The sequence below is a fragment of the Streptomyces humicola genome (genome assembly GCF_024436035.1).
GTDB classification, from domain to species: domain Bacteria; phylum Actinomycetota; class Actinomycetes; order Streptomycetales; family Streptomycetaceae; genus Streptantibioticus_B; species Streptantibioticus_B humicola.
The window spans coordinates 1-22187 of the sequence record NZ_JANFNG010000002.1 but is presented as its reverse complement, the minus strand read 5'-3'; the positions used below and the strand labels follow the sequence as shown (position 1 = coordinate 22187).

Annotated in this window: 22 protein-coding genes and 2 pseudogenes; 18 read left to right on the top strand and 6 right to left on the bottom strand. The window is 67.6% G+C overall.

Annotated elements, in window-relative coordinates:
* Positions 1–669 precede the first annotated feature (669 nt).
* Positions 670–1272, bottom strand: coding sequence for a hypothetical protein (locus tag NGB36_RS03505; RefSeq protein WP_255918556.1), 603 nt, complete (start codon positions 1270–1272; stop codon positions 670–672).
* Positions 1273–1893: 621 nt separating this feature from the next.
* Here NGB36_RS03505 and NGB36_RS03500 point away from each other — a divergent pair.
* A complete protein-coding gene (locus tag NGB36_RS03500; RefSeq protein WP_255919034.1) occupies positions 1894–2043 on the top strand; it encodes a hypothetical protein in 150 nt (49 codons plus the stop codon).
* Positions 2044–2798: 755 nt separating this feature from the next.
* On the opposite strand, the pseudogene NGB36_RS03495 reads toward NGB36_RS03500, so the two are convergent.
* From NGB36_RS03495 to NGB36_RS03485, 3 genes and pseudogenes are all read right to left on the bottom strand, one after another.
* Positions 2799–3041, bottom strand: a pseudogene (locus tag NGB36_RS03495) (DNA-directed RNA polymerase subunit alpha C-terminal domain-containing protein); the annotation flags it as partial.
* Positions 3042–3451: 410 nt separating this feature from the next.
* Complete coding sequence (locus tag NGB36_RS03490) at positions 3452–3910, bottom strand: hypothetical protein (RefSeq protein ID WP_255918555.1); 459 nt, start codon at positions 3908–3910, stop codon at positions 3452–3454.
* Between the two features lie 569 nt (positions 3911–4479).
* Positions 4480–5247: a GNAT family N-acetyltransferase gene (locus tag NGB36_RS03485; protein WP_372509357.1), complete on the bottom strand. Its 768-nt coding sequence runs from the start codon at positions 5245–5247 to the stop codon at positions 4480–4482.
* Positions 5248–5424: 177 nt separating this feature from the next.
* Here NGB36_RS03485 and NGB36_RS03475 point away from each other — a divergent pair.
* Positions 5425–5571 (top strand): annotated as a pseudogene (locus NGB36_RS03475) (putative ATP-grasp-modified RiPP); the annotation flags it as partial.
* Between the two features lie 30 nt (positions 5572–5601).
* On the opposite strand, the gene NGB36_RS03470 reads toward NGB36_RS03475, so the two are convergent.
* Entirely contained in the window at positions 5602–6915 is a 1314-nt protein-coding gene (locus NGB36_RS03470; protein WP_255918553.1) for an MFS transporter, read from the bottom strand.
* Positions 6916–7346: 431 nt separating this feature from the next.
* Positions 7347–8249 carry an ectoine hydroxylase gene (gene thpD, locus NGB36_RS03465; protein ID WP_255918552.1) on the bottom strand — a complete coding sequence of 301 codons (903 nt, stop codon included), beginning with the start codon at positions 8247–8249 and terminating at the stop codon, positions 7347–7349.
* A 333-nt stretch (positions 8250–8582) separates the two neighbouring features.
* Here thpD and NGB36_RS03460 point away from each other — a divergent pair, with 333 nt between their 5' ends.
* The 16 genes from NGB36_RS03460 to NGB36_RS03385 all read left to right on the top strand — a co-directional run.
* Positions 8583–9137, top strand: coding sequence for a CGNR zinc finger domain-containing protein (locus NGB36_RS03460; protein ID WP_255918551.1), 555 nt, complete (start codon positions 8583–8585; stop codon positions 9135–9137).
* Positions 9138–9498: 361 nt separating this feature from the next.
* Entirely contained in the window at positions 9499–10482 is a 984-nt protein-coding gene (locus NGB36_RS03455) for a helix-turn-helix transcriptional regulator (RefSeq protein ID WP_255918550.1), read from the top strand.
* Between the two features lie 67 nt (positions 10483–10549).
* Complete coding sequence (locus NGB36_RS03450; protein WP_255918549.1) at positions 10550–10837, top strand: hypothetical protein; 288 nt, start codon at positions 10550–10552, stop codon at positions 10835–10837.
* Between the two features lie 394 nt (positions 10838–11231).
* Positions 11232–12482 carry a type III PLP-dependent enzyme domain-containing protein gene (locus NGB36_RS03445; protein ID WP_255918548.1) on the top strand — a complete coding sequence of 417 codons (1251 nt, stop codon included), beginning with the start codon at positions 11232–11234 and terminating at the stop codon, positions 12480–12482.
* A 30-nt stretch (positions 12483–12512) separates the two neighbouring features.
* Complete coding sequence (locus NGB36_RS03440; protein ID WP_255918547.1) at positions 12513–13466, top strand: 4'-phosphopantetheinyl transferase superfamily protein; 954 nt, start codon at positions 12513–12515, stop codon at positions 13464–13466.
* Positions 13466–15016, top strand: a complete 1551-nt coding sequence (locus tag NGB36_RS03435; RefSeq protein ID WP_255918546.1) for a class I adenylate-forming enzyme family protein — start codon at positions 13466–13468, stop codon at positions 15014–15016. Before NGB36_RS03440 ends, NGB36_RS03435 begins: the two co-directional genes overlap by 1 nt.
* Positions 15017–15083: 67 nt before the next feature.
* Complete coding sequence (locus NGB36_RS03430) at positions 15084–15347, top strand: acyl carrier protein (RefSeq protein ID WP_099918042.1); 264 nt, start codon at positions 15084–15086, stop codon at positions 15345–15347.
* Positions 15344–16606 (top strand): diaminobutyrate--2-oxoglutarate transaminase, encoded by a 1263-nt coding sequence (ectB, locus tag NGB36_RS03425; RefSeq protein WP_255918545.1) that lies wholly within the window; start codon positions 15344–15346, stop codon positions 16604–16606. Before NGB36_RS03430 ends, ectB begins: the two co-directional genes overlap by 4 nt.
* 64 nt (positions 16607–16670) lie before the next feature.
* Positions 16671–17204 carry a diaminobutyrate acetyltransferase gene (gene ectA / locus NGB36_RS03420; protein WP_255918544.1) on the top strand — a complete coding sequence of 178 codons (534 nt, stop codon included), beginning with the start codon at positions 16671–16673 and terminating at the stop codon, positions 17202–17204.
* Positions 17205–17264: 60 nt separating this feature from the next.
* Positions 17265–18470, top strand: a complete 1206-nt coding sequence (locus NGB36_RS03415) for a cytochrome P450 (RefSeq protein WP_255918543.1) — start codon at positions 17265–17267, stop codon at positions 18468–18470.
* Positions 18471–18495: 25 nt separating this feature from the next.
* Positions 18496–18693: a ferredoxin gene (locus NGB36_RS03410; protein WP_255918542.1), complete on the top strand. Its 198-nt coding sequence runs from the start codon at positions 18496–18498 to the stop codon at positions 18691–18693.
* Entirely contained in the window at positions 18690–19931 is a 1242-nt protein-coding gene (locus NGB36_RS03405; protein WP_255918541.1) for an NAD(P)/FAD-dependent oxidoreductase, read from the top strand. The genes NGB36_RS03410 and NGB36_RS03405 overlap by 4 nt, the downstream gene beginning before the upstream one ends.
* A gap of 63 nt (positions 19932–19994) precedes the next feature.
* Positions 19995–20405: an ectoine synthase gene (locus NGB36_RS03400; protein ID WP_255918540.1), complete on the top strand. Its 411-nt coding sequence runs from the start codon at positions 19995–19997 to the stop codon at positions 20403–20405.
* A gap of 151 nt (positions 20406–20556) precedes the next feature.
* On the top strand, positions 20557–21330 hold the full coding sequence (locus NGB36_RS03395) for an NAD(P)H-dependent oxidoreductase (RefSeq protein WP_255918539.1): 774 nt from the start codon (positions 20557–20559) through the stop codon (positions 21328–21330).
* A gap of 26 nt (positions 21331–21356) precedes the next feature.
* The gene (locus NGB36_RS03390) at positions 21357–21491 is read left to right on the top strand and encodes a group II intron maturase-specific domain-containing protein (protein WP_308288798.1); all 135 of its coding nucleotides are present in this window, start codon (positions 21357–21359) and stop codon (positions 21489–21491) included.
* A 342-nt stretch (positions 21492–21833) separates the two neighbouring features.
* The coding region (locus tag NGB36_RS03385; protein WP_255918537.1) for a transposase at positions 21834–22187 on the top strand (354 nt) is incomplete at its 3' end.

The following is a 22187-nucleotide window of genomic DNA, read 5'->3' as shown; positions in this document are numbered from 1 at the left end:
GGCGTCGTGTTCCTAGGGATGATCACGCCCCCCGACGCAGTGCCGCGCCGGTCGGCTCGGACAATTCTCAGCTGCCTTGTGTCGAGCCTGACTGCGACCTTTTCCCTTGCGGTAAAACGCGTACCGAGGAAGTACAGCGGGAGGCCGGCGAACGGCCGCGTGGTACTGAGGAACAGAGATCCGGGCCCTGGCGGGTACGGAGCAGCGGCGGCCGGTGTCGCGACCACGGTCGCGGGAACGGCGAACAGAGCGGCGACGGAGGTTGCCGCCGCGACGCGTCGAAGCGCGTTTATGGACATCGTGACCGGGCTCCTTCAACTGGGACGGCGCGTCCTGCGGCGAAGGACAGCAGTAGAGACGGACGGGGCACAGTGATACATATGACGTAACCGGCCCCGGATATCGGCCTGGGCGGCAAAACACCCTGATGGCGGACCTGAGTTCCAGGCCGGCGCCGATCGCCCCTGACTGACAGCCCGGCCAAAGTTCGAGGAGCCTGCCCCGGCTCGTGTGGGTCGGAGCACTCGTCCCGACCCCGCCGCGCCGCGGGCCCCTACGACTCGGGTGTCGGATGGTTCGTCAGGGAGGCTGGCCCCCGGTGCCGCTCGGCAAGGGTGCGGAGCATCCCGCCCACCGCACCTCGCCTGACCACCCACCAACCCACCCTTCTTATGGCCTGCTCATGACCAGCACGTCCGCCACCAGGCTCGCCTGCGGGCGGCGGACGGCAGCGTAGAAGGCGTCGATATCCACGGCTGCGGCCTGCGCCAGCTGCTCGACCTGCCGTTTACCCAGCGAACATCCGGTGGCACGGGCGATCGCCGCGCTCGCCGCAGTGAACGATCCGCGCGCCGCCTCCAGCGCAGCCAGCTTGCGCAGCCCGTGCGAGTGCAGCCCCACCGGCAAGTTGAGCACCTCATCAGCCGGATACAGGTTCCGTGCTCCCTTGGCGCGGTAGGCCAGCCGCTCCACCGTCACCTCGCCGAAGACCGTCGCTAACTGGCGGGTGTGGCAACGCTCCACGAAACGGCGTTCCACCTGGTCAGCACCGGTCCTCGCAGACTGCCGCTTCTCCCGCACGGTCCGAAGGTCGAGGTGATCTTGCAGCAGCGTGCGCATCAACTCCCGCCCGGCTGCACCGATCTGCTCCTCAAGCTCCGCGTGCGTGCTCTGCCGCACCTGCGGAGCGGACAACTGGGCCACTATCGCCTCGAGCCGCTCCCGCGATCGCGCGAAGTCCCCGCCCTCGAGCCTGACGGCGTAGCCTTCCATCCAGGCTCCTTCTACTCGTTCAGGTGTCAGCAACTCGAACGTAGCGAGAAGGAGCCTGCTCTATCGGCAGAACCCAGGCATCGTCCCTGGTCATCGTTCCCTCCAACAGAGCCGCACCCGATCGGTATACCGGGTCGAGTGCGGCAGGCCGCTCACCGATTCGCGGAGTGTCGCACAGGGGAGACGCAGTAGCGATCATGGGGCGCGCTTGGGCTGGTGGTCGCTCGCCGGGGGCTGGCGGCTGGCAGGCCGGGCACCGTTTGTCACGGCCTTGGCGGGTGACGACGGTGCCCCGGCGGCGGCACCTGTCGCAGTTTCAGGCTCGGGCGATGTCAATAGTGACATCCCTCACACTTAACTGCGTTTGTCCGGCAGACGGGGCATCGTCGCATTCACCCCGCGCCCGGGCGCCTTCCGGAGGTACCGGCTCCACGGGGTCCAAGACGATCGGATGGTTCTAGGCGTGCATGGTTTGTGCATGGTTTGTGCGTGATCATCCCGCTGACTGCACCGCCCGAGACACCGCCCTATACGGCCTTACCCGGCTTACCTGCCACGACCACCTACGTGCCAACGACGACACCGAGGGGCCGCCTGATGGATGCATTCACCACTGGTCTCATGCAGCGCATAAGGAGCACGGAACACGATCTGAAACGGGCCCGCGAGGACGGTGACGACTTCCTCGTCGAGGTGGAGCAGGGCGAGCTGGACGATCTGCGCCGGATCGCCGCCAAGCACGGCGTCCAGGTGGCGGCCCGCGGGCGATAGCGGTGCAGATGCAGCGTTCCGTCTATCGCACAAAGCGAGCCGACCCGGACCGACTCGCCACAGGCCCCCACGGCGCGACTCAACGAGGAGGAACGATCCCCATGGCCATATCCTGCACCCCCGACCAGTTCCGCAAAGCCCACGGCGACCTCGGCCGATGGTCAGCCGTCGACTTCGAAGTCTTCGAGCACCTGATCCAGTTCCAGGCCGTTACATCCCCGGTGCGCTCGCCGGACCCGGACCGTCCTCCCAGCGACACCGGGGCGGCCGGAGATAGCACTACACGATCTTGCTGATCAATCGACCGGATTGGCTACGGCCTGCTGGCCAGCCGCTGGCCGAAGCCGGCAGCCGGCCCACAGTCGACGGCAGAGGCCACCGGGCTCCAGCATCGGTAGCGGCGCGCCTCAGACGCCTGCCGAACTCGACGCGTACCCGTGGCAGGCCGCCCTCGACGCACTCCCCACCTGACTCCGCTCGCCAGGACCCAGGACGGGCCCCGGGGGATGCCGGAGGGGTCACCCGCATGGCAGCTTTACCGCGCGGCTACCTGCGGAGCGGAGGCACACTGAGCCTACGGATGCCCGGGAGTCCGGGTGCCACGCCCTCCCGGCAGGACGGGCCACGATAGCGGTCAGCACCTGGCGTGCTGGCCGCTCACGTGTCGCCCGAGTCGGTCGGTGGTGAGTTCGGCGCGCCGGGTTTCGGTGGTGGACAGCCGGACCCCGGGCTTCCCTCGGAGCCGCTGTGCGGTTTTAGTACTGCTCGGTTTCGATGAACCCGGTGTCGTCGGTGCCGTAGGCGGTGGTGGTGGGGTCGAATCCGGGCGGGCTGTCTTTGAAGGCCAGGCCCATGCCGGCCAGTTTCGCTTTGACCTCGTCGATCGATTTCGATCCGAAGTTGCGGATGTCGAGCAGGTCGGCCTCGCTGCGGCCTACGAGTTCGCCGATGGAGTGGATGCCTTCGCGTTTGAGGCAGTTGTAGGAGCGGACGGTGAGTATGTCGATGACGGGCAGCGACGTCTGTCGGTGAGTTCCAGCAACGACTGGGTGGGGTCGGCGTCTGGAATGTCGATGAGTTTCAGCAACACCGCCGGGGCTGCGGTCAGTCTCTCTTCCCAGCGAAGTTGGTCGCCGCAGATGCCGCTGACCTCGGTGGACTGGATTGGCTGAGACAGCCGTCACGGACAGGGATACCCCGCTCGCTGGACGCCCCGGCGGCGACGGCGAGCTATTCCGCCGTGTCAGCCGAAAGCTCCCGGACAAAGTCAGCCTGCTCGTCGGCCATCCAGCATTCGGTGGCCAGGCGGGCCACGGTCATGCAGGCATGAGTGTGACCCGCCGCGCCGTCTGCTGGTCGCAGCCGTGTCCTTCAGGGTTTCCGAGCTGGAGCCTCAGCTCGCCCGGGCTTACAGCCCCCGATCCTGCTGCTCGAAGTGCTCATAGAGTGTCGGCACTGCCCAGAAGATTGTGGCAAGCAGCCAGCCGAAGGCGACGAGACTGCCGATGTCCTGCGCCCCGGACATGTTCGTCGACGATACCTCGGTGTGCCGGCGCATCACCGCGAAGAACATAAACAGGAATGGCAGCACCAGTGCGGTGCCGCTGCCGCCAAGGAACAACGTCCACCCGCGGGCTGTTCGGATGGGGTGCTTCGCGATGTAGCCGATGATGCTCACAGCCATCACGATGACCGCTAGGGCGCCGAACGCCAGGCCCAGTACCAAGAAGGTCACGATGCTCTCGACCACCAGGTAAGTGACGCCCATCGCCGCGAAGCCGACGATTGCAGCACTGTGTCCCTCGCTCATGATTCCCCCTAGGCTGGCCAGCAGGATGTCAGGCACCAGCATGTGCCACGCCAGCATGCCACTGCCAGGTATTGTCCGGAAGTATCCGGGTAACCTCGGACAGCGGTAATACTCTCTCCCCCCACCGACACGCGCCCCGGGCGTCAACGCCAGCACGGGGCTGACGACGATCCGTCATGTGACTTGGCTCGGCTAGCAGTTCGACACTGCGAACCGGGCCCGGTGGCGCCCCGTTGGAATCCACGTCTCCACGCGGGGGCCTGACGTCCCACCAACCATCCGCTTTGCACCTCCTTTGCCGGTTTCGCCGCGTAGCGGCGTCGTTCACCGCGAAGCGGTGAGCTCCTGATGATCTGCGGGCATTTGGCGGTGGTGGTTCGGCTTGGTGATGTCAGTGCTGTGGGTGTGGGGTTTATGCTGTTCAGCGTGTTGTGGTCGGGGATTCGAGTAGTGACACGTATGCCGATCTGGTGCTGACGTTTTTGGTGATGATGTAGGTCGGTTGGGTGCCTTTCGGTACAGCATGGGGCGTGTTGACGCTGGTCATCCCTGAAGGGGCAGGGCCCGGACGGCTGACAGTGCCTTGTCTACGCCCCAGACTGCCGCCTTACCGAGCAGCCCTGGCGTCAGGCCGTCCGGATCCGGTCTCGCACCTCCGGCCGCACCTTGAACCCGGCCGCCTTGTACGTGGCGACGCCGCCGACGTTGGAACTCGGCGTGCACACACGTACGCTCGACGAGCCCATCTCCCGCAGCGCGGCCGCCCCGGCCACGGTGATCGCCCGGCCGTAGCCGCGACCACGGTGGTTTTCGTGGACGCCCATTGGCTCGACTAGCCCCGGCTTCTCCGGGCCGGCCGACCACACCGTCACCACCGCCGCCACGCTGCCCTGGTCGTCATAGGCGCCCAGGCAGCGGGCGTCGGCGTAGAACGGGCCCGCCGACATCGCGTGCCAGTACTCGCGCGTAGGCCGCGAGGTGTTGAACGCCGACCGCAGGACGTCGGCGAAGTCCTGTGCCTGCTCCGGGCCGATCGACTTGATCCGCACGCCGGGGTCCTCCACCGGCTCGGTGAGGTCGCGGAAGAGCGGCGTCCACGGCTCGTCGACGCCCCAGCCCTCTTTGCTCAGCAGGTCGTGGAGCAGCAGGCCCAGCGGCGCCTCGATGGACACCGCTCCTTCCGGCAGCACGCCGCGCTCAGGCAGCGAGAAGTCCTTGACGAGCCGCCGCGCCAAGTCCTCATCCTGGAAAGCGTCCGGAGCGACCGTCATCCGCACCAGCGTCGGCGAGTCGAGCATCCCGACCGCGAGAATCCGCGACCGAGTTCGGCGAGGTCGCGGGCGGAGACCGCCCGGGCCCCGGCGTGCTCGGCCGCGTCGAAGTACGCCACCCACTCGGGGACATCGTCGCCGAGCCCGTCCGCCAGGAGCTTGTCGGCGTCGCCGAGGTGCCGGTCGGCCTGGCGCTCGTCGCCGAGGGCTGCGTGTACCCGCCCGGTCTGCGAGGCGACCAGCGCCTTCGTCGCGGGCAGCGCGGCCTTCTCGACGCTTGCACCCGAGGCTCCGTGGGCGATGCGGCTGGTCACCAACCGGCTGTCGGTCGGCCCGCCGTCCTACGCGACGGTGACGCTTGACGCGACCACGCAGACCGCCCGCTACACCGACACCGTCGGCCAGCCGGTAGATCGCGGAACGCGGGTGGTCACCGGCGGACCGGTGGCCACCCGCGTGACCCGCGAGGCGCTCTGGCTACGCCTTGAAGACGCCCCGGTTGCAGCGCAGCGCCGCCACGACGACGGCGATGATGACCGCCGTGATGACGGCCGTCCCCACGACCGAGCCGGTGGCGGCGAAGATGCCACCGAAGCCGGCCACGCCCAGCGCCGCACCCACCGCGAGGGCCGTCTCCTGGAGGGCCGCGGCGCGCGCGACGTCCTTCGGCGGGACGCTGCCCAGCAGGTAGGCGTCGCCGGAGGCCATGGAGACGCCGACGCCGAGGCCGATCAGGAAGCTGGCGGGCCACAGGCCGACGAAGGCGGCCACGATGAGGCCGACGGCGCAGGTGGCCAGGCTGACTTGGAGCATGTGCACCGCGGTGAAGCGGGCCTGGACCTTGTGGAACGCGAACCCGCCGAGGGAGACACACAGGGCCAGGACCGAAACCGGCAGGATCGACAGGATCGAGTCGGCCTCCGCGCTGAACAGGAAGACCGATCCCGTGTAGCTGGCGGAACTCACGACGAGCGCGAGGGAGGGCGCGCCGAGCCGGGAGAAGCTGAGCATTCGTACGTCGATGAGCGGGTCGCGCGAGCGGAGCTGCCGCGTGCAGAAGACCGCCAGGACCAGGCAGCCCGCGACCGTCGCGAGGAGGCGCCCGAACGCGGTGCCGTGGCTCTGCAGTCCGGCCACGAAGAGTCCGAAGCCCACGAAGGCGAGGGCGGAGGAGGCGACGTCGACCTTGGTCGACGAGGCCTGCCCCAGGGTGATGCCGCGCAGCAGCGCGGTGGCGAGCACCCCGCACACCAGGGCGACGGCGGCGGGCAGCCAGAAGAGCATCGTGTAGGCGTCCATGCCGACGAACGCCCGGCCGATCAGGGGTCCTGTACCGGCTCCGATGGCGTACGTGGTGATCCACAGGGAGTAGCCGAGGGTGCGCTCCGACGTCTCGGGCAGTCCGCCGATGACCGAGGCGACGCTGGAGACGATCAGCGCGTAGCCGAAGCCTTGGATGAACCGGCTCGCCGTCCACGTCGTCGCCGAGTCCAGCAGTGCGGGACTCGCCCCCGCGAGAGCGAAGACGAAGAGGCCGGTCGCCAGCGTCACGCCGGGACCCAGGCGTGCGCCCAGACGCGAGCCGAGGACGACGCTGGAGGCGAGGGCGATCGTGTACCCGTCGATGAACCACAGGCGCCATGAGTCGGTCAGGACTGGCAGGTCGTAGGCGATGGAGTTGAACAGCGTGGAGTCCACACCGCCCAGGAACATGGGGACCAGCAGCAGCGGGAAGAGGACCTTCTTCGACACGGCGGTGGACCGCGCTGGAGCAAGGACAGTTCCGGTCATGGCAGACCTCGTCTCAGTTGGCTTTCTTCGGCGAGCGCAGCAGGAGGAGGCTCCTTGCGACGACGCCCGGCAGGACTGCTAAATCCGCAGTCGGTCTTCTCTCTCCGAGCCCGGTGGGACGTGCGTGCGCTGCGCGGTGGGCGGCAGGGCACTCAGGGCTGGTTTTCGAGGGCGCCATGAAGTCTCCGAGTCGGGAGGTGAACCATCTAAGGCGGTTCTACCATTCCGTGATGCTTCCGGCAACCGGCCAAGCCGGTTCCACGCTCCTGCCTGGGGCGCCGCGCGAGTAACGTGTCGGAGGCCGACCCTGCGACGGACCGGCGGCCGGAACTACGCGAGCCGGGCCCCGGCCCGTGCGGCGCCGGGAGAGGGGGCGCGGACACGGCCGGGGCCAGCACGGCCTCACCTGTACGGCGACGGGCGCGGGTGCCCTACATGCCTCGCGGGGAGGGGAATTCGCGGTTGCTGAGGTACTGCGGACGCGGCGCGTCCGCGGCGTAGGGCGCCCCCAGTGTGTTCTCCACGCTGTTGTAGACGATGAAGATGTTCGAGCGTGCGAACGGCGAGAGGTTTCCGTTGGAGCCGTGCAGCAGGTTGGAGTCGAACATCACCGCGGAGCCGGCGGGACCCGTGATCTGTTCGATCCCGTGCTCCTCCGCCATGCGCGTCAGGTGCTTGCGATCCGGGGAGCCGACGCTGGGGGCGGCCACGCGGAGCGACTCCTTGTGGTAGTTCTGCGGGGTGGCCCCGACCGTGGGGACGAACGTCTTGTGGGTGCCGGGCATGACCATGAGCGGGCCGTTGAACGGGTGGTTCTCGGTGAGGGAGATCGAGACGCTGAACGCGCGCGGCCGGGGCATGCCGTCCTCGGAGTGCCAGGTCTCGAAGTCGGAGTGCCAGTGGAACGGGGCGCCGCCGAACCCTGGCTTGTAGTTGACCCGGCTCTGGTGGATGTAGACCTCGGAGTCGAGCACCTGGCGGGCGATGTCCATGAGCCTGGGCGACCGGAGCAGCTCGGCGAAGATCTCGCTGACCTTCTCGACCTCGAAGACGGAACGGACCTCGTCGGACTCCGGTTCCAGGATGACGCGCTCGCTCGCGAGCAGTGCCGGGTCCTCACCGAGGCGCCGGAGTTCGGAGAGGTAGAGGTCCACCTCCTGCGCGGAGAGCAGGTCGTCGAGGACCAGGTAGCCGTTGGAGTCGTACTGCTTGAGCTGCTCGCCGTCGAGCGGGCCCGGAGCCTCTCCCCACACCGACGGGTCCGTCCGCGGCTTGGGAACGGCCTCACCGAGGACCCGGGTCGGATACAGGTCGGGACGCTGAGCGACAGTCATGTGCTGTTCTCCTTTTCAGGGGAGCGGCGGCTTTTTCTGCCCGTACAGGAGCGCAATTCATCGGCTTGCAGGGCGCGGGGCCGGAATTCCAAGGCCTTTCTTTCTCGCGGCTCATTGGTTCGTTCTCCGGTCCTTTCGATACTGCAAGCTCTCAGAGAGTAAAGAAAAGGGTCTACGAGTGTCCTGAATCGTCCTTGGCCTAATCAGGACCGCGAAGTGCACCGTCCGCCCACGGAGACGCCGACGCGGAGTGCCGTGCCCTCCAGCAGCGCGGAACCGCCTGGATCGGTTCTCTTGCTTGTCCTCGACATGGTAACCGGCTAAGGTGGTTCCATGTCCGTCAAGCGTTTCCCCGAGTTCCGTCTTGGCAAGGTGCTGGCGACCAGCTTCACGGCGACCCTCACAGAACGCTGCGGTGAACCCGTCGAACGCGTTCCCGTCCCCGAGCGGCTGGTCGACTGGTTGGCGGTCAACGGGCTCAAGGTCGACTCGTGCAGCGATTCCCAGCTGGAGCATGCTCGTCAACTGCGTGAAGCGATCCACGAAGCCGCTACCGCCGTCGCGACGCAGATCCCCCCTCCCGCCGCGGCCATCCAGGTCATCAATGACTGCAGTACGGGCGGCCAGGCCTCGGCGATCCTTTCGCCCCAGGGCGAACACGAGTGGCACCTGGGTTCCGCCTCCGTCGGGGACGCTCTCAGCGTGATCGCCGCCGACGCGGTCGACATCATCTCGGGCGCGCGCGAGGGGAGGATGGCGTTGTGCGCGTCCCCCACGTGTCGGGCCGCCTTCTTCGACACCAGCCGGGGCGCCACACGCAGATGGTGCGAGATGAACACCTGCGGGAACCGCGAAAAGAAGGCGCGCTACCTCGCCAACAAGCGCTAGGACTCGAGCCGCGCCGGCTGAAGCCGCACCGTACGCGGTTCTACGCCGACGCCCCAGCCTCCTGGCCGTTCCTCCCCGTCAGGGAGGCGCCCGACCTAGTCGCACGGTGGATGGAGCGCCTCGTGTTCGACCGTCGCGAGCAGGTAGCCGCGCCGTCGTCGCTCATCGCGACCGCATCCAACGCCAGCACTTGCCTGGTGCGTTGGAAGCGGCTCGCGCCGCGGAGTGCTGCTCGCAAGTTCGGAATGCTGTCGCTCGACAACCGTCGGGCGCTGTTGACGACGACAGCAGGGCGTCGTTGCCACCAGGCTCCCGCGCCCCCTCGTCCCGCCACCGCACGCAGATGCAGAGAGGGAAGCACATGCTGGACGTTCTCAGGATCGACGCCACGGCGGAAATGGTCTACCGCGAGATGCTGGCGCATCCGCAGGAGGGCGTGGCCGAGCTGGTGCGCAGGCTCGAACTGACCGAGCAGGAAGTACGGGCGGCACTCGACACCCTCGGCGAGCTGGCCCTGGTGCGCCACTCCCTCGAAGACCCCCAGAGCTTCCACGTCGTGGAACCTCACCTCGCCGCGGAGATCCTGCTCGCCAAGGAACGGGCCGAACTCGCGGCGCAGCAGCAGCGCGTGCAGGAGGTCCAGGCCGCCGCCCTACAGCTCAAGTCGGAGTTCACCCATGGGAGCCCCGAGGACGAGGTGCACCGCCTGACCGGGGTCGACTCCGTACGCGACTACCTGGCGGCGCTGCACGACAAGGTCCAGGACGAGCTGCTGACCTTCGCCCCGGGCGGAGCGCAGACGGAGGCCAACCTGCGCAGCTCACGCCCGATCGCGGACGCCCTGCTCGCGCGAGGGGTGCGGATGCGCACGGTGTACTTGGACAGCGTCCGCAACGATCCCCTCACGGTCGCGCACGCGGACTGGCTCGCCGAACGCGGCGGCCGCATACGCACCGCGCCCTCGCTGCCGAACCGCCTGATCATCTGCGACAAAAAGATCGCCATCGTCGCCGTCGACGCAGACGACACCTCGGCCGGGGCGGTGGTCCTCCGGACGGCTGGAGTAGTGTCGTCCCTGTACGCCCTCTTCGAGAATATTTGGCAGGCCGCCCACCCCATAGGGGAGAGCACTCAGTTGAGTGACGAACAGGGCCTCAGTCCGCAACAACTGGAAGCCCTGAGGCTGTTGTCCCTCGGGCACACCGACGACTACGTTGCGGCGCGGCTGGGCGTGTCAGGCCGGACGGCACGCCGGATCGCCACGAAGCTCATGGGCCACCTCGGCGCGCGAAGCCGGTTCCAGGCCGGCCTGCACGCGGCTGCTATGGGCCTCATCCGGCCGTGACGGCCCGTACGTCGCCGATCGACAAGCAGTCGAAAGGGAATGACCATTCGGACAGGACACCCCACTCATGTACCTCGTACAGCTCACCCTCGCACCCTCGGGCGATGCCCACCCGCCCGCTGAGCTCAAGCAGGCGCTCCACGACGCGGCGCCGGACGTCGTCGAGCACGTCAGCGTTCACACACAGACGCGGCCCTACCTTGTCGTCAGCCTCTTCCTCCGCGCCGCCTCCCTGGACGAGGCCGAGAGGGCGGCGAAGCGGATCTGGCAGCATGCAACCACCAGCTGCAGTCCTCTGGCCGCCTGGTCCCTGCGGCGGGCCGAAGTACCCCTCCACCCCTACGACGTGGAGTGAGCCCGACTCCTCCCGACGCCCGTGCCACGCGCCGCTGCTGCCGTGCCCGGGCGGTGCGTGGGACCTGCATGCACATTTTTGCGTGTCCCAAACGGTCCAGCCTGGAGAATGTCCTGATCGCCGTGGCCCTTTGGCTGGATGACTAATCCGACCGCAGTCCTGAACAGGTCAGGACCCATTCAGGCCAACCGTTCGTCCTTCCCTCGCCGCTGCGAACATCGCAGACTCGTTATCGCCGAACAGCAAACCAGCGAGAGGCGAGTCATGAAAGAGCGAATGTTCATCTCCGATAGCTCACCGGTGAGGAAGGGAATTCCTTGCCTCTCACCCGAAGACGACGGCGGGTGGCAGTGACGGTATGACGACCTCGAAGAACAGTGTCCAGGGAAATTCGATGGCGGATCTCGCCGAGGAGTACGGCACCCCGCTGTTCGTTTACGACGCGGACGTCCTCGCGAACACGTACCGCACGTTGCGCGGCCTGCTCCCCGCCGGCGCCGACATCTTCTACTCGCTCAAGGCGAACCCGAACATCAGCGTCTGCGCCCTGCTGAACTCGTTCGGTACGGGAGCCGAGGTCTCCTCCTACGCCGAACTGGCCACCGCCCTGCGGGCGGGAGTCGACCCTGGCGACATTATCTTCCTCGGCCCCGGCAAGGACGAGAGGGAGCTCACCGCGTGCGTCGAAGCCGACATTCACGCGATCGTCTGCGAGTCACTGGACGAACTCGACCTGCTCGACTCGCTGTTGGCAGCGGCAAAACGTGACGACTTCCCGGTACTCCTCCGGGTGAACCCGGCCTTCGACAGCAAGGGGTCCGGACTGGCCATGGGCGGTAAGCCCCGGCAGTTCGGCATCGATGAAGCCGAACTGCGCGGTTCCAAGCACCGCCTCGCGGCCCTCCGTAACGTCCGAGTGAAGGGCGTGCACGCGTACATGGGGACGCGGTTTCTTAACCACGAGGACGTCGTCGAGAACACCCGGCGCATCCTCGCCACCGCGGAGGACCTGGCCGGACAGCTCGGTTTCCCCCTGGAGACCGTCGACTTCGGCGGCGGACTCGGCGTCGCCTACTTCGACAACGAGAAGGACCTGGACCTCGATGCGCTGGGCGCCGGCCTCGCGGAGGTCATCACTCCCTTCTCGGTGCGCAACCCAGACTGCCGGATGATCATGGAACTGGGCCGCTTCCTCACCGCCACGGCCGGTACGTACGTCGTCCGCGCCCGCTACGTGAAGGAGTCCATGGGGGAGAGCTTCGTGGTGGCCGACGGCGGCACGAACCACCACATGGCGGCCGTCGGCGTTGGCAGCTTCGTCAAGCGCAATTTCCCGGTCCGCCACCTGGAGGACCGGGCCGCGGGAGCCTCGCGCTCCTACAGCGTGACCGGGCCCCTGTGCACGCCCAACGACGTGGTGGCCAAGAAGGTCCACCTGCCGGAAGTGCGACCGGGAGACCTGCTCGCGGTGGAGCGGTCCGGAGCCTACGGGCCGACCGCCTCGCCCGGCCTCTTCCTGAGCCACGGCTTCCCGGCCGAGGTGCTCGTCCACGGCGGGCGCGCCCACCTCATCCGGGAGCGCGACACGACGGAGGACCTGCTAGCGAAGCAGCACCTCGTCGATCTCCGCGCCGCGTCCGCCTGAACACGTGATCCGTACGGACACCTGATCCGAATGAGAACCGCAGCGAAGCAAGCTGCGCGAGTCGGACTGGACGTACTCGACCGCTCCGAACTCCGCCGCCTCATCGAACGACCCTGGTTCTTGCGCTTCAGTTTCGCACCGGAGGAAATAGCCCACGCCGAGACCCTCGGCGAAGACCGCCGCCTGGAATTCCTGGCCGGCCGGTTCGCCGCCAAAGAGGCCCTCCTCAAAGTCCTGGGAATCGGATTCCTCCAAGGTGTGACGCCACGGGAGATTTGCGTGGAGCACACCACGCACGGCGCCCCTGTCGTCCACCTCCGCGGACGAGCCGCGCAACTGCCCCCGTCATCCGTCTCAGTCTCCATCACTCATAAGCAGAACGTCGTGGCCGCCGTCGCCATCAGCCTCCCCGAGGCCCTTGGTACGACCGCCGACGACCCCACCGGCGAAGCCGCCGGAAACGGACGAACCGAACCCACCGCACCGAAGGAGCTTGACGCCTTGCCGCCGCCGAACACTCCCGCGACCGCGACCATCGGGACCAGTACCCGCGACGAGCGAGAAGCGCAGACCACCGCCTTCCTCCGCGTACGCGTCGGCCAGGAAGAGGCTCACTACGGGGGCAACCTCGTCGACGGTGCGCGCATCCTGCGTCTGTTCGGCGACCTCGTCACCGAGATCACCGTCCGCACGGACGGCGACGAAGGACTGCTGGCCCAGTACAGCGACATCCGCTTCACCGCACCCGTGAGGCCTGGCGACTACATCGAGGCGCGCGCACGGCTGGTGCGCCAGACTCGACTGCGCCGCGTGGTCGAGCTGGAGGCGCACAAGGTCATCCGCGCCAGCCCCGAAGAGGCCGACAGCGCCGGCGAGGTCCTCGACGAGCCTCAACTCGTGTGCACTGCGACCGCCATCACCGTTGTACCCCACCGCCGGGCGCACACGTCGACCGCCCGCACCTCCACGGCCGAGGAGGCCTGATGCCCCGCACTCCGCAGCTCCTGCACGAGATACTGGACCAAGCCGCCGACCGCGATCCGGATTCGACCGCACTGAGTTCGCGCGATCGCGCCCTCACTTACCGGGAACTCGCCACCGCCACCACCGCCATGGCCGCCCGCCTGCGACGCGAGGGCCTGCGGCGCGGCGACCGGATCATCGTCACCGCCTCCGACGGCATCGGCATCGCCATCATGGTCTACGCCGCCTCGCGCGTCGGCGCCGTCTTCAGCGTGCTCCACGAGCAAGTACGCGGCGGGCCGCTGGAACACGTCCTGCGCGACTGCGAGCCCGCGCTGCTGGTCTCCGACGACCTCGACGCCGGACGGACCGCCGCCGAGCACGGCATCCGCTCCCTCGTGCTCGACGAGCTCGTGCGCACGGCACTCGAGGCGGACACCGCCGAGGCCGCTACCCCCGCCGGCCCGAACGCTCTAAGCGTGGACCCCGTCAGCCTGATCTACACCTCGGGCACCACCTCCCTGCCCAAGGCCGTGGTCAGCACCCACCAGCAGGTGCTATTCGCCGTCATCGCTATCCAGGAGTGCCTGGAGTACCGCAGCGACGACGTCGTCTACTGCCCGCTCCCGCTCTCCTTCGACTACGGCCTCTACCAGGTCTACCTCGCGGCCCTCAGCGGCGCCCGGCTCCATCTGGCCACGGTCGCCGAGGTCGGCCCCCCGCTGCTGCGCAGCCTGGAAAAGGCGGGCGCCACCGTCCTGCCCTCCATGCCTTCCGTCTCGGACCGACTCGCCTGGCTGCTCGGCCGCAGCAGTGGCGGGCCGGGCCGCCTTCGCCTGCTCACCAACACTGGTGCGGCGCTCTCCGAGCCCACCATGACCGCGCTGCGCGCCGCCCTGCCCCACCTGCGAATCCAGGTGATGTACGGCCTCACCGAGTGCAAGCGCACGGCGATCATGCCCCCCGATGGGGACCTGGACCACCCGGGCTCCTGCGGGCTGCCGCTGCCGGGCACCGAGGTCTTCATCGTCGACGACGACGGAGACCGGCTGCCCGCGGGAGAGATCGGCCAGATCGTCGTGCGCGGCCCCAACGTCATGGCTGGGTACTGGCGCCGCCCCGAGCTGACCGCCGAGCGCTTCCCGCGCACGGAGGGGCTGTTCCCCGAGCTGCGCACCGGCGACTACGGCTGGCAGGACAAGGACGGCTACCTCTACTTCTCCGGCCGCAGGGACGACCTCTACAAGGAGCGCGGGTTCCGCCTGAGCACCACCGAGGTCGAGGCCGCCGCGACCCGGGTCGACGGAGTGACCTCTGCCGCCGTACTGCCTCCCGAGGGCAAGCGGACCGCGCTCCTCGCCGTCGTCGCGGACGTCACCGCCGACCAGGTACGCGAGGGCATGCGGGACCACATCGAACCCTTCAAGATCCCGCGCCGCTGCGTCCGCCTCGACGCCCTGCCCACCAACGGCAACGGCAAGGTCGACCGCAAGAAGCTGGCCGCCCTGATCGAACAGGACCCGCCCGCCTCGGTCACCACAGAGGCCCTCCAAGCGCGCCTGGCCCACTGACCCTCGCACGCCCCACCAGAGCAACGCCCGAGAACGACAACCACCCGATACACGTGAGGAACTGACCATGGACCGCCAGCACGTCGTCACCGCCCTCGAGAACGCCCTCACCGACGTCCTGGAGCGCCCCGTCACCGGTCTCACCGGCGACGTGAAGCTCTTCGCCGACCTGCACCTGGACTCCACCACCATGCTCGAGATGCTCATGTTCCTCGAGGACTCCATCGGCCTGGTCGTCGACCCGGAGGAGCTGGACGCGGACGACTTCGTCTCCGTGGACACCTTCACCGACTTCGTCCTCGCCACACAAGGCGAGCAGGTCGCGGCATGACGCTCACCCAACCCGACCTCAGCGTCTTCACGACCCTGGAGTCCGAGGTACGCAGCTACTGCCGTAGCTGGCCCACCGTGTTCAACCGCGCGCAGGGTAGCCGGATGTACGACGAGGACGGGCACGAGTACCTCGACTTCTTCGCCGGGGCCGGTTCCCTCAACTACGGCCACAACAATCCCGTGCTCAAGCGCACCCTGCTCGACTACCTGGAGCACGACGGCGTCACCCACGGCCTGGACATGTCCACCACGGCCAAGCGCGCGTTCCTCGAGTACTTCCAGAACACGGTGCTACGCCCCCGGGACCTGCCCTACAAGGTCATGTTCCCGGGCCCGACGGGCACCAACGCCGTCGAGGCCGCCCTCAAGCTGGCCCGCAAGGTCAAGGGCCGCGAGTCGATCGTGTCGTTCACGAACGCCTTCCACGGCATGTCGCTCGGCTCACTCGCCGTGACCGGCAACACGTTCAAGCGGGCCGGCGCCGGCATCCCGCTGGTGCACGGCACCCCCATGCCGTTCGACAACTACCTGGACGGGCAGACCCCGGACTTCATCTGGTTCGAGCGGCTCCTGGAGGACCAGGGCTCGGGCCTGAACCGGCCTGCCGCCGTCATCGTCGAGACGGTCCAGGGCGAGGGCGGCATCAACGTCGCCCGCGCCGAGTGGCTGCAAGCCCTCGCCCGGCTCTGCCGCCAGCACGACATGCTGCTGATTGTCGACGACATCCAGATGGGCTGCGGCCGCACTGGCGCCTTCTTCTCCTTCGAGGAGGCGGGCATCACGCCTGACGTCGTCACCTTGTCCAAGTCGATCAGCGGCTACGGACTGCCCATGTCGCTCTGCCTGTTCAAGCCGGAGCTCGACGTGTGGGAGCCGGGCGAGCACAACGGCACCTTCCGCGGCAACAACCCGGCCTTCGTCACCGCGACCGCCGCCCTCAACACCTACTGGAGCGACGACACGCTGGAGCGGCAGACTCTCGCGCACGCCCAGACCATCGAGGCCGCGCTCCACGACACCGCCGCACACCACAGCGGATCGGCCTACCGCGGCCGTGGGATGGCCTGGGGCCTGGAGCTCGCCGACCCTCGGCACGCGGGGCGCGCCTCACGCCGCGCCTTCGAACTCGGGCTCCTCGTGGAGACCTCCGGGGCCCACGACGAGGTCTTGAAGCTGCTGCCCCCGCTCACCATCACCACCGACGACCTCGACGAGGGACTGCGCACCGTGCAGCGCGCGGTCTACGAAACGGCGTGACCACGCCCGCCACCGACATGAGAGACACCCGAAAGAAAGGCCCCGACCCGACATGACGATCACCATGCCCACTCCCGCCGCCACGGAGCCGAACACTGCCGGGAAGAAGCGGGCCGTCTTCCGCGCACCGATCCCACAGGACGGACCCGCCGTGTGGAAGATGGTCGAGGACACTCCCGGCCTGGACTCCAACAGCCTCTACTACTACTCACTGTGGTTCCGGGACTTCGCCGACGGCTCGCTGGTCGCGACCGTGGACGACGAACTCGTCGGCTTCCTCACGGGCTACCGCCGCCCCGAGGAGCCCGAGACCTACTTCGTGTGGCAGACCGCCGTCAACCCGCGCCACGGCATCCCGTTTCTCGGCGTCAAGCTCTTCCAGGAGGCGGCCGACCAGCAGGTTGCCAACGGCGCCCGGTACGTCGAGGCCACTGTCTCCGCCGAGAACAAGGCGATCATCATGGTGCTGAAGCAGTACGCGAAGAAGCACTCGGCCCCCGTCGAGACCCGCGTGCTCTTCCCCAGCTCCCTCTTCGCCGAAAGCGAGGGCCACCACGACGAGGTCCTGTACCGCATCGGCCCGCTGACCGCCGGCTGAACCGTGCCGCCCGTCACTGGTCCGAGCAGCACCGCATCCGACGACTGGGAGCCGACCGCCATGGCCACGCAACCCACGACACTGCACCTCGACATCAGCAACGCCCACTTCCGCATGGACTCCGAGGACGTGCGGAAGGCACGAGACACTCACTGGTACGCACGTACGGACTGGGGCATCGCCGTCCTGCGCTACGAGGACAGCAGCGCCCTCCTGAAGAGCCCCCTGTTGACGCAAGGATCGGCCAAGTGGCCCGCCCAGCACGGGGTCGTCGAAGGACACTTCGACGAGTGGTGGCAGAAGACCCTGCTGGTGCTGGAGGGCGGCGAGCACACCAGAATTCGCCGCCTGGTGAACCCCGCCTTCTCGCCGCGCCGGATAGCGCCCCTGCACGCGAAATTCCAGGCCCTGGCGGCCAGCCTGGTGGATGAGTGGATCGAGGACGGGCGCACCGAGTTCGCAAGCCGGTTCGCCGCACCGTACGCGACCAGGATTCTGTGCGTGATGCTGGGCATCAACGAGAACGACTGGAAGAAGATCCACGAACTCGCCTCTACCATCGGCCTCGGCCTCGGCATCACCATCCAGGAGAACATCGCCCGGATCGACCAGGCCATCGTCGAGCTAACCGAGTACGCCGAGTCCCTGGTCCGCAGCCGCAGGGAGTCCCCCAAGGGCGACATCCTGAGCACCCTCGTGGAGACGAGAGACGAGGACGCGGGCAAGCTTTCCGACAAGGAGCTCATCAACCTCATCATCCTGTTGATCTTCGCGGGCATCGACACGACCCGGAACCAACTGGCCCTGAGCGTCGAAGCGTTCTCCAAGCATCCCGACCAGTGGGAGAAGCTGGCATCGGACCCCGAGCGCTACTCCGCCGCGGCGGTCGAGGAGGCGCTGCGCGTCAACCCGATCGGCCGCTGGATCTCGCGCGAAGCGGCGGAGACGTTCCAGTACAAGGAGCGCACGATCGAGAAGGGGACCACGCTCCACCTCTTCACCATGACGTCGGCCACTGACCCGGCCGCGTTCGACGACCCCGACCGCATCGACCTCGACGCCGAGCGCTCCCCGCACTTCGCGTTCGGCGGCGGACTGCACCACTGCCTGGGGCACTTCGTCGCCCGTGCGGACATCGGCGTGGCCCTCTCGACGCTGGCCACGCGACTGACCGACCTGCGCGTGGAGGAGGACGCCGAGTGGCTACCCGACTCCGGCAACACGGGGGCGGTCGCGCTGCCCATCACGTTCACCTCGCGTTCCTGAACCGCGCTTCCGATCGGAGGAGACCATGAAGATCACCGTTGACGAGGTCAAGTGCCAGAACCACGGCCTGTGCGCCATCTCGGCGCCGGACCACTTCGAGCTCGACGCCGACGGGACGCTGACGTACCAGGAGACGTTCGACGAGGAGAACCTCGACGCGATCGAGGACGCCATCGACTCGTGCCCCTTGCAGGCGATCGTCATGGACCGTGACGCCACATGACTGGCGCAGCGCCGCGCATCGGCATCGTCGGCTCCGGCATAGCCGGCCTGCAGGCAGCCCAATCGGTCCTCACTTGCGACACCGGGGCCAAGATCACCGTCTTCGGGGACGAGACCCACCGCACGTACAACCGGCCGGGACTCACGAAGAAGCGGTACCCGCCGTCGGCCGACCTCAAGGCGGCCATCACCGAGGACCTGAGAGTCAGGGGGGCCGAGACCAGCGCGCTCGACTGGCACCTCGGCACCCGCGTCGAGACGGCGGACCTGCGCGGCAGAGTCCTGCACCTGAGCACCGGCGGAACGTTCGCCTACGACGGCCTGGTAGTCGCCTCGGGAGTACGCCCGCGGACCGCCGCCGGCGACGACGAGGAGTGCGCCTCGCACACGCACAAGACGCTGCGCGGCCTGGACGACGCGCACTCCATCCACCAGGAGCTCCATAAAAGAGAACTGGTGACGATTGCGGGCGCCGGGTTCGTCGCGTGCGAACTGGCCTCGTTGGCCAAGGAGTACGGCTGCGACGTGGTCATGCTCGAAGCGATGAGGCACGGGCCCTTCGAGAGCATCCTGGGCAAGGACGTCGCGCGAGCGCTCGGACGGTGGGTCACCGCGAACGGCGTCACCCTGCTCACGGGCGAGGCCGCGAAGGAGCTCCTCTGCGACCGCTCGGGAAGGCTGTCCGGAGGCGGACACTCGGCGCCGCCCCTCTGGGCGGCGTCCGAACGACCGCTCTTCATCGAGGCCATCGGCAGCGTTCCCAACGTGGAATGGCTGGACGGGAACGGCCTGGACCTGTCTGACGGAGTACAGGTCGACGAATACATGCGCGTACTGGGGTGCGAGGGCGTTTTCGCGGCCGGTGACATCGCCCGCTATCCCGACCCGTGGGGCGCGGAAAACCTGACCCGCATGGAATTCTGGAAAAATGCGATTGACACCGGCAATATCGCCGGGAAGGCGCTAGCGTCGTCTCTGGGATACGGATCGAAGATGTCCCGGATCGCATACTTCCCCAGCATGGCCACCGAAATATTCGGACTTCGCATCCAGATCGCGGGGAACCCCAGGAACGCGAACTCCATGGAGATCGTTCACGGCGACCTCGAACGCCCCGGTGACGGAGTCCTCGTCACGTACCTGCGGGAGAGCGCGATCGTCGGAGCGGCCTACCTGGACAGAGGGGCCCGGTTCAACCGCCTCTACATCGAGCTCCTGAAGTCGCTGAAAACGCGCTAGCCCTATCGAGCTCACCTCATTTGTCACAGCACCAAGAATTCATGAACGATCAGGAGGAATATCATGCAGGTTCGTAGGATTTCGGAGATCGAAGGTACTGACCGCGATGTCACAGCGGCGAGCGGCGCGTGGCGCAGCAAGCGCATCCTGCTGGCTTCGGATGGATTCGGGTACTCAGTTTCCGAGACCGTCGTGTACGCCGGAACTGAGACCGACATCTGCTACGCGAACCACGTGGAAGCCGTCTTCTGCATCTCCGGGAAGATGATTCTGGTCGACCGCGACGAGAACGAGGAACACGTCATCACGCCCGGCACTCTCCACATCCTGGACGACGCCGACAACCACACGATCAAGCCGATCGAGGACAGCACGTTCCTGTGCATCTTCACCCCGGCCCTCACTGGCCGTGAGGACCACGACGAGAACGGGGTCTATCCGCTGCTGACGGACGAAGTGGTGGAGGCCAAGTAGGCCGCGCCGCATCCCCCGCGCATCCCCGGAGTCCCCGCCAGGCCAATGGGGGGGACTCGGCGTCACGGCGTCCGGGACGCCCCGGCGGCGGGTTACCCCAGGACGGGCCGGGTAGGTGCGCACGATTGGATCTGCCAGAAGGGAATCTACAGTGAAAGTCCTGTGGCTCACCGCCCACCCCGAACCCCGTTCCCTGAACGGCTCCTTGTACCGCGATGGTGTCCAACACCTCCTGGACCAAGGGCACGAGGTGCGCACCAGCGACCTGTACGCGATGAAGTTCGACCCGGTCGTCAGGGCCAGTGACTTCTCCCACCCCGACGGCGAGCGACTCGTCGTCGGCAGCGCGGCCCAGCAGGCCTTCGAACGGGGCGAGCTATCCCCTGACATCTCCGTCGAGCACGACAAGTTGTCCTGGGCGGACACGCTCGTCGTGCAGTTCCCCTTGTGGTGGTACGGGATGCCGGCCATCCTCAAGGGCTGGTTCGACCGCGTCTTCGTCGGCGGGTTCGCCTTCGGCGTCCGCGACGCCCGGGGGCGCCAAGTGCGCTACGGCGAGGGGGCGCTCGCGGGTAAGCGCGCGATGGTCGTCGTCAGTGCCGGTGCTCGGGAGGCGAGCCTCGGCCCCCGCGGCGTCAACGGTGAGCTCAACGACCTGCTCTTCCCTCTCCAGCACGGCACGCTGTGGTACGCGGGGATCGAGGTCCTGCCCCCGCTGCTCGTCCACGGAGCCGACCGCGTGGACGAGGTCGCGTACGCCTTCCACGCGAACGTCCTGCGCCAGCGTCTCGAGGACCTTCCGCACACCGGACCGCTGCCGTTCCGCCACCAGAACGGCGGCGACTACGACGAGAACCTGGTCCTGCGCCCCGAACTCAACCCGCACGCCACGGGGACCGCCGCCCACTACTGCACCGAGAGCTGACGACGAGGCCGTCCTCGTCAGTCGCCGTGGAAGAACAGGGCGAGCGCCTAGTGAGGATCGACCAGATCCTTCGCGGCTGGGCCAACTACTTCAAGCACGCCGTCGCCAAACACACATCCAACTCCTTGCGGTCGTTCGTGTGGTGGCGGTGGTCAACATGATCACGTATCGGCGACGCATGACGTGGACGGCTCTGCGCCGACAGTTCAAGGGCTCCATGGGCTGGCGGCAGATCGTTCTGGAAGGTGCCGGACTGTTCAACATCGCCTCGGTGACGGCTACGTCGGGCCGACCGCGAGAACGACAGAGCCCTGCCCCGGGCGGGGAGAGTAACGGCTCCCCGCCCGGGGCACCTGGCATTCATAGAGCCAAGACCATGAGACCCTGTTTCAAGGAAGATTGATGGTCTGGCGCATCTCCGCTACCTTAGGGCGTGTATGAAGTCGTGATCAATCTTGCCGATCCGGGTCCGCGTGGAAGGCGGATCCGGTAGGAAGTCGATCGTGACGCGTAGGCAACTCACCGACGAGCAGTGGACGTTGATTGAGCCGTACCTGCCGATAGGCGAGTACGATCCGTATCCCGAGCGGCTGCGGGATCAGTTCGAGGGTGTGATCTGGCGGTTCAGGGCGGGTGCCCAGTGGCGTGAGATGCCGGGCGAGTTCGGTCCCTGGCCGACCGTCTACGGACGCTTCCGGGTCTGGCGGAACGCCGGTGTCTTCACCGCCTTGCTGGAGGGGTTGATCGCCGAGGCCGCCCGCCAGGGCAAGGCGGACTTGTGGCGGCGTCGTTCACCGCGAAGCGGTGAACCTTTTGAGTGCGAAGCACTCAACTCCGCGCGGAGCGCGGTTCCTGAC

What these genes read in the sequence shown, in the direction of transcription:
- NGB36_RS03505 (WP_255918556.1), bottom strand. Translation starts at nt 1,272, where the DNA reads ATGGAAGGCTACGCCGTCAGGCTCGAGGGCGGGGACTTCGCGCGATCG.
- NGB36_RS03500 (WP_255919034.1), top strand. Translation starts at nt 1,894, where the DNA reads ATGCAGCGCATAAGGAGCACGGAACACGATCTGAAACGGGCCCGCGAG.
- NGB36_RS03490 (WP_255918555.1), bottom strand. Translation starts at nt 3,910, where the DNA reads ATGCTGGCGTGGCACATGCTGGTGCCTGACATCCTGCTGGCCAGCCTA.
- NGB36_RS03470 (WP_255918553.1), bottom strand. Translation starts at nt 6,915, where the DNA reads ATGACCGGAACTGTCCTTGCTCCAGCGCGGTCCACCGCCGTGTCGAAG.
- thpD (WP_255918552.1), bottom strand. Translation starts at nt 8,249, where the DNA reads ATGACTGTCGCTCAGCGTCCCGACCTGTATCCGACCCGGGTCCTCGGT.
- NGB36_RS03460 (WP_255918551.1), top strand. Translation starts at nt 8,583, where the DNA reads ATGTCCGTCAAGCGTTTCCCCGAGTTCCGTCTTGGCAAGGTGCTGGCG.
- NGB36_RS03455 (WP_255918550.1), top strand. Translation starts at nt 9,499, where the DNA reads ATGCTGGACGTTCTCAGGATCGACGCCACGGCGGAAATGGTCTACCGC.
- NGB36_RS03450 (WP_255918549.1), top strand. Translation starts at nt 10,550, where the DNA reads ATGTACCTCGTACAGCTCACCCTCGCACCCTCGGGCGATGCCCACCCG.
- NGB36_RS03445 (WP_255918548.1), top strand. Translation starts at nt 11,232, where the DNA reads ATGGCGGATCTCGCCGAGGAGTACGGCACCCCGCTGTTCGTTTACGAC.
- NGB36_RS03440 (WP_255918547.1), top strand. Translation starts at nt 12,513, where the DNA reads ATGAGAACCGCAGCGAAGCAAGCTGCGCGAGTCGGACTGGACGTACTC.
- NGB36_RS03435 (WP_255918546.1), top strand. Translation starts at nt 13,466, where the DNA reads ATGCCCCGCACTCCGCAGCTCCTGCACGAGATACTGGACCAAGCCGCC.
- NGB36_RS03430 (WP_099918042.1), top strand. Translation starts at nt 15,084, where the DNA reads ATGGACCGCCAGCACGTCGTCACCGCCCTCGAGAACGCCCTCACCGAC.
- ectB (WP_255918545.1), top strand. Translation starts at nt 15,344, where the DNA reads ATGACGCTCACCCAACCCGACCTCAGCGTCTTCACGACCCTGGAGTCC.
- ectA (WP_255918544.1), top strand. Translation starts at nt 16,671, where the DNA reads ATGCCCACTCCCGCCGCCACGGAGCCGAACACTGCCGGGAAGAAGCGG.
- NGB36_RS03415 (WP_255918543.1), top strand. Translation starts at nt 17,265, where the DNA reads ATGGCCACGCAACCCACGACACTGCACCTCGACATCAGCAACGCCCAC.
- NGB36_RS03410 (WP_255918542.1), top strand. Translation starts at nt 18,496, where the DNA reads ATGAAGATCACCGTTGACGAGGTCAAGTGCCAGAACCACGGCCTGTGC.
- NGB36_RS03405 (WP_255918541.1), top strand. Translation starts at nt 18,690, where the DNA reads ATGACTGGCGCAGCGCCGCGCATCGGCATCGTCGGCTCCGGCATAGCC.
- NGB36_RS03400 (WP_255918540.1), top strand. Translation starts at nt 19,995, where the DNA reads ATGCAGGTTCGTAGGATTTCGGAGATCGAAGGTACTGACCGCGATGTC.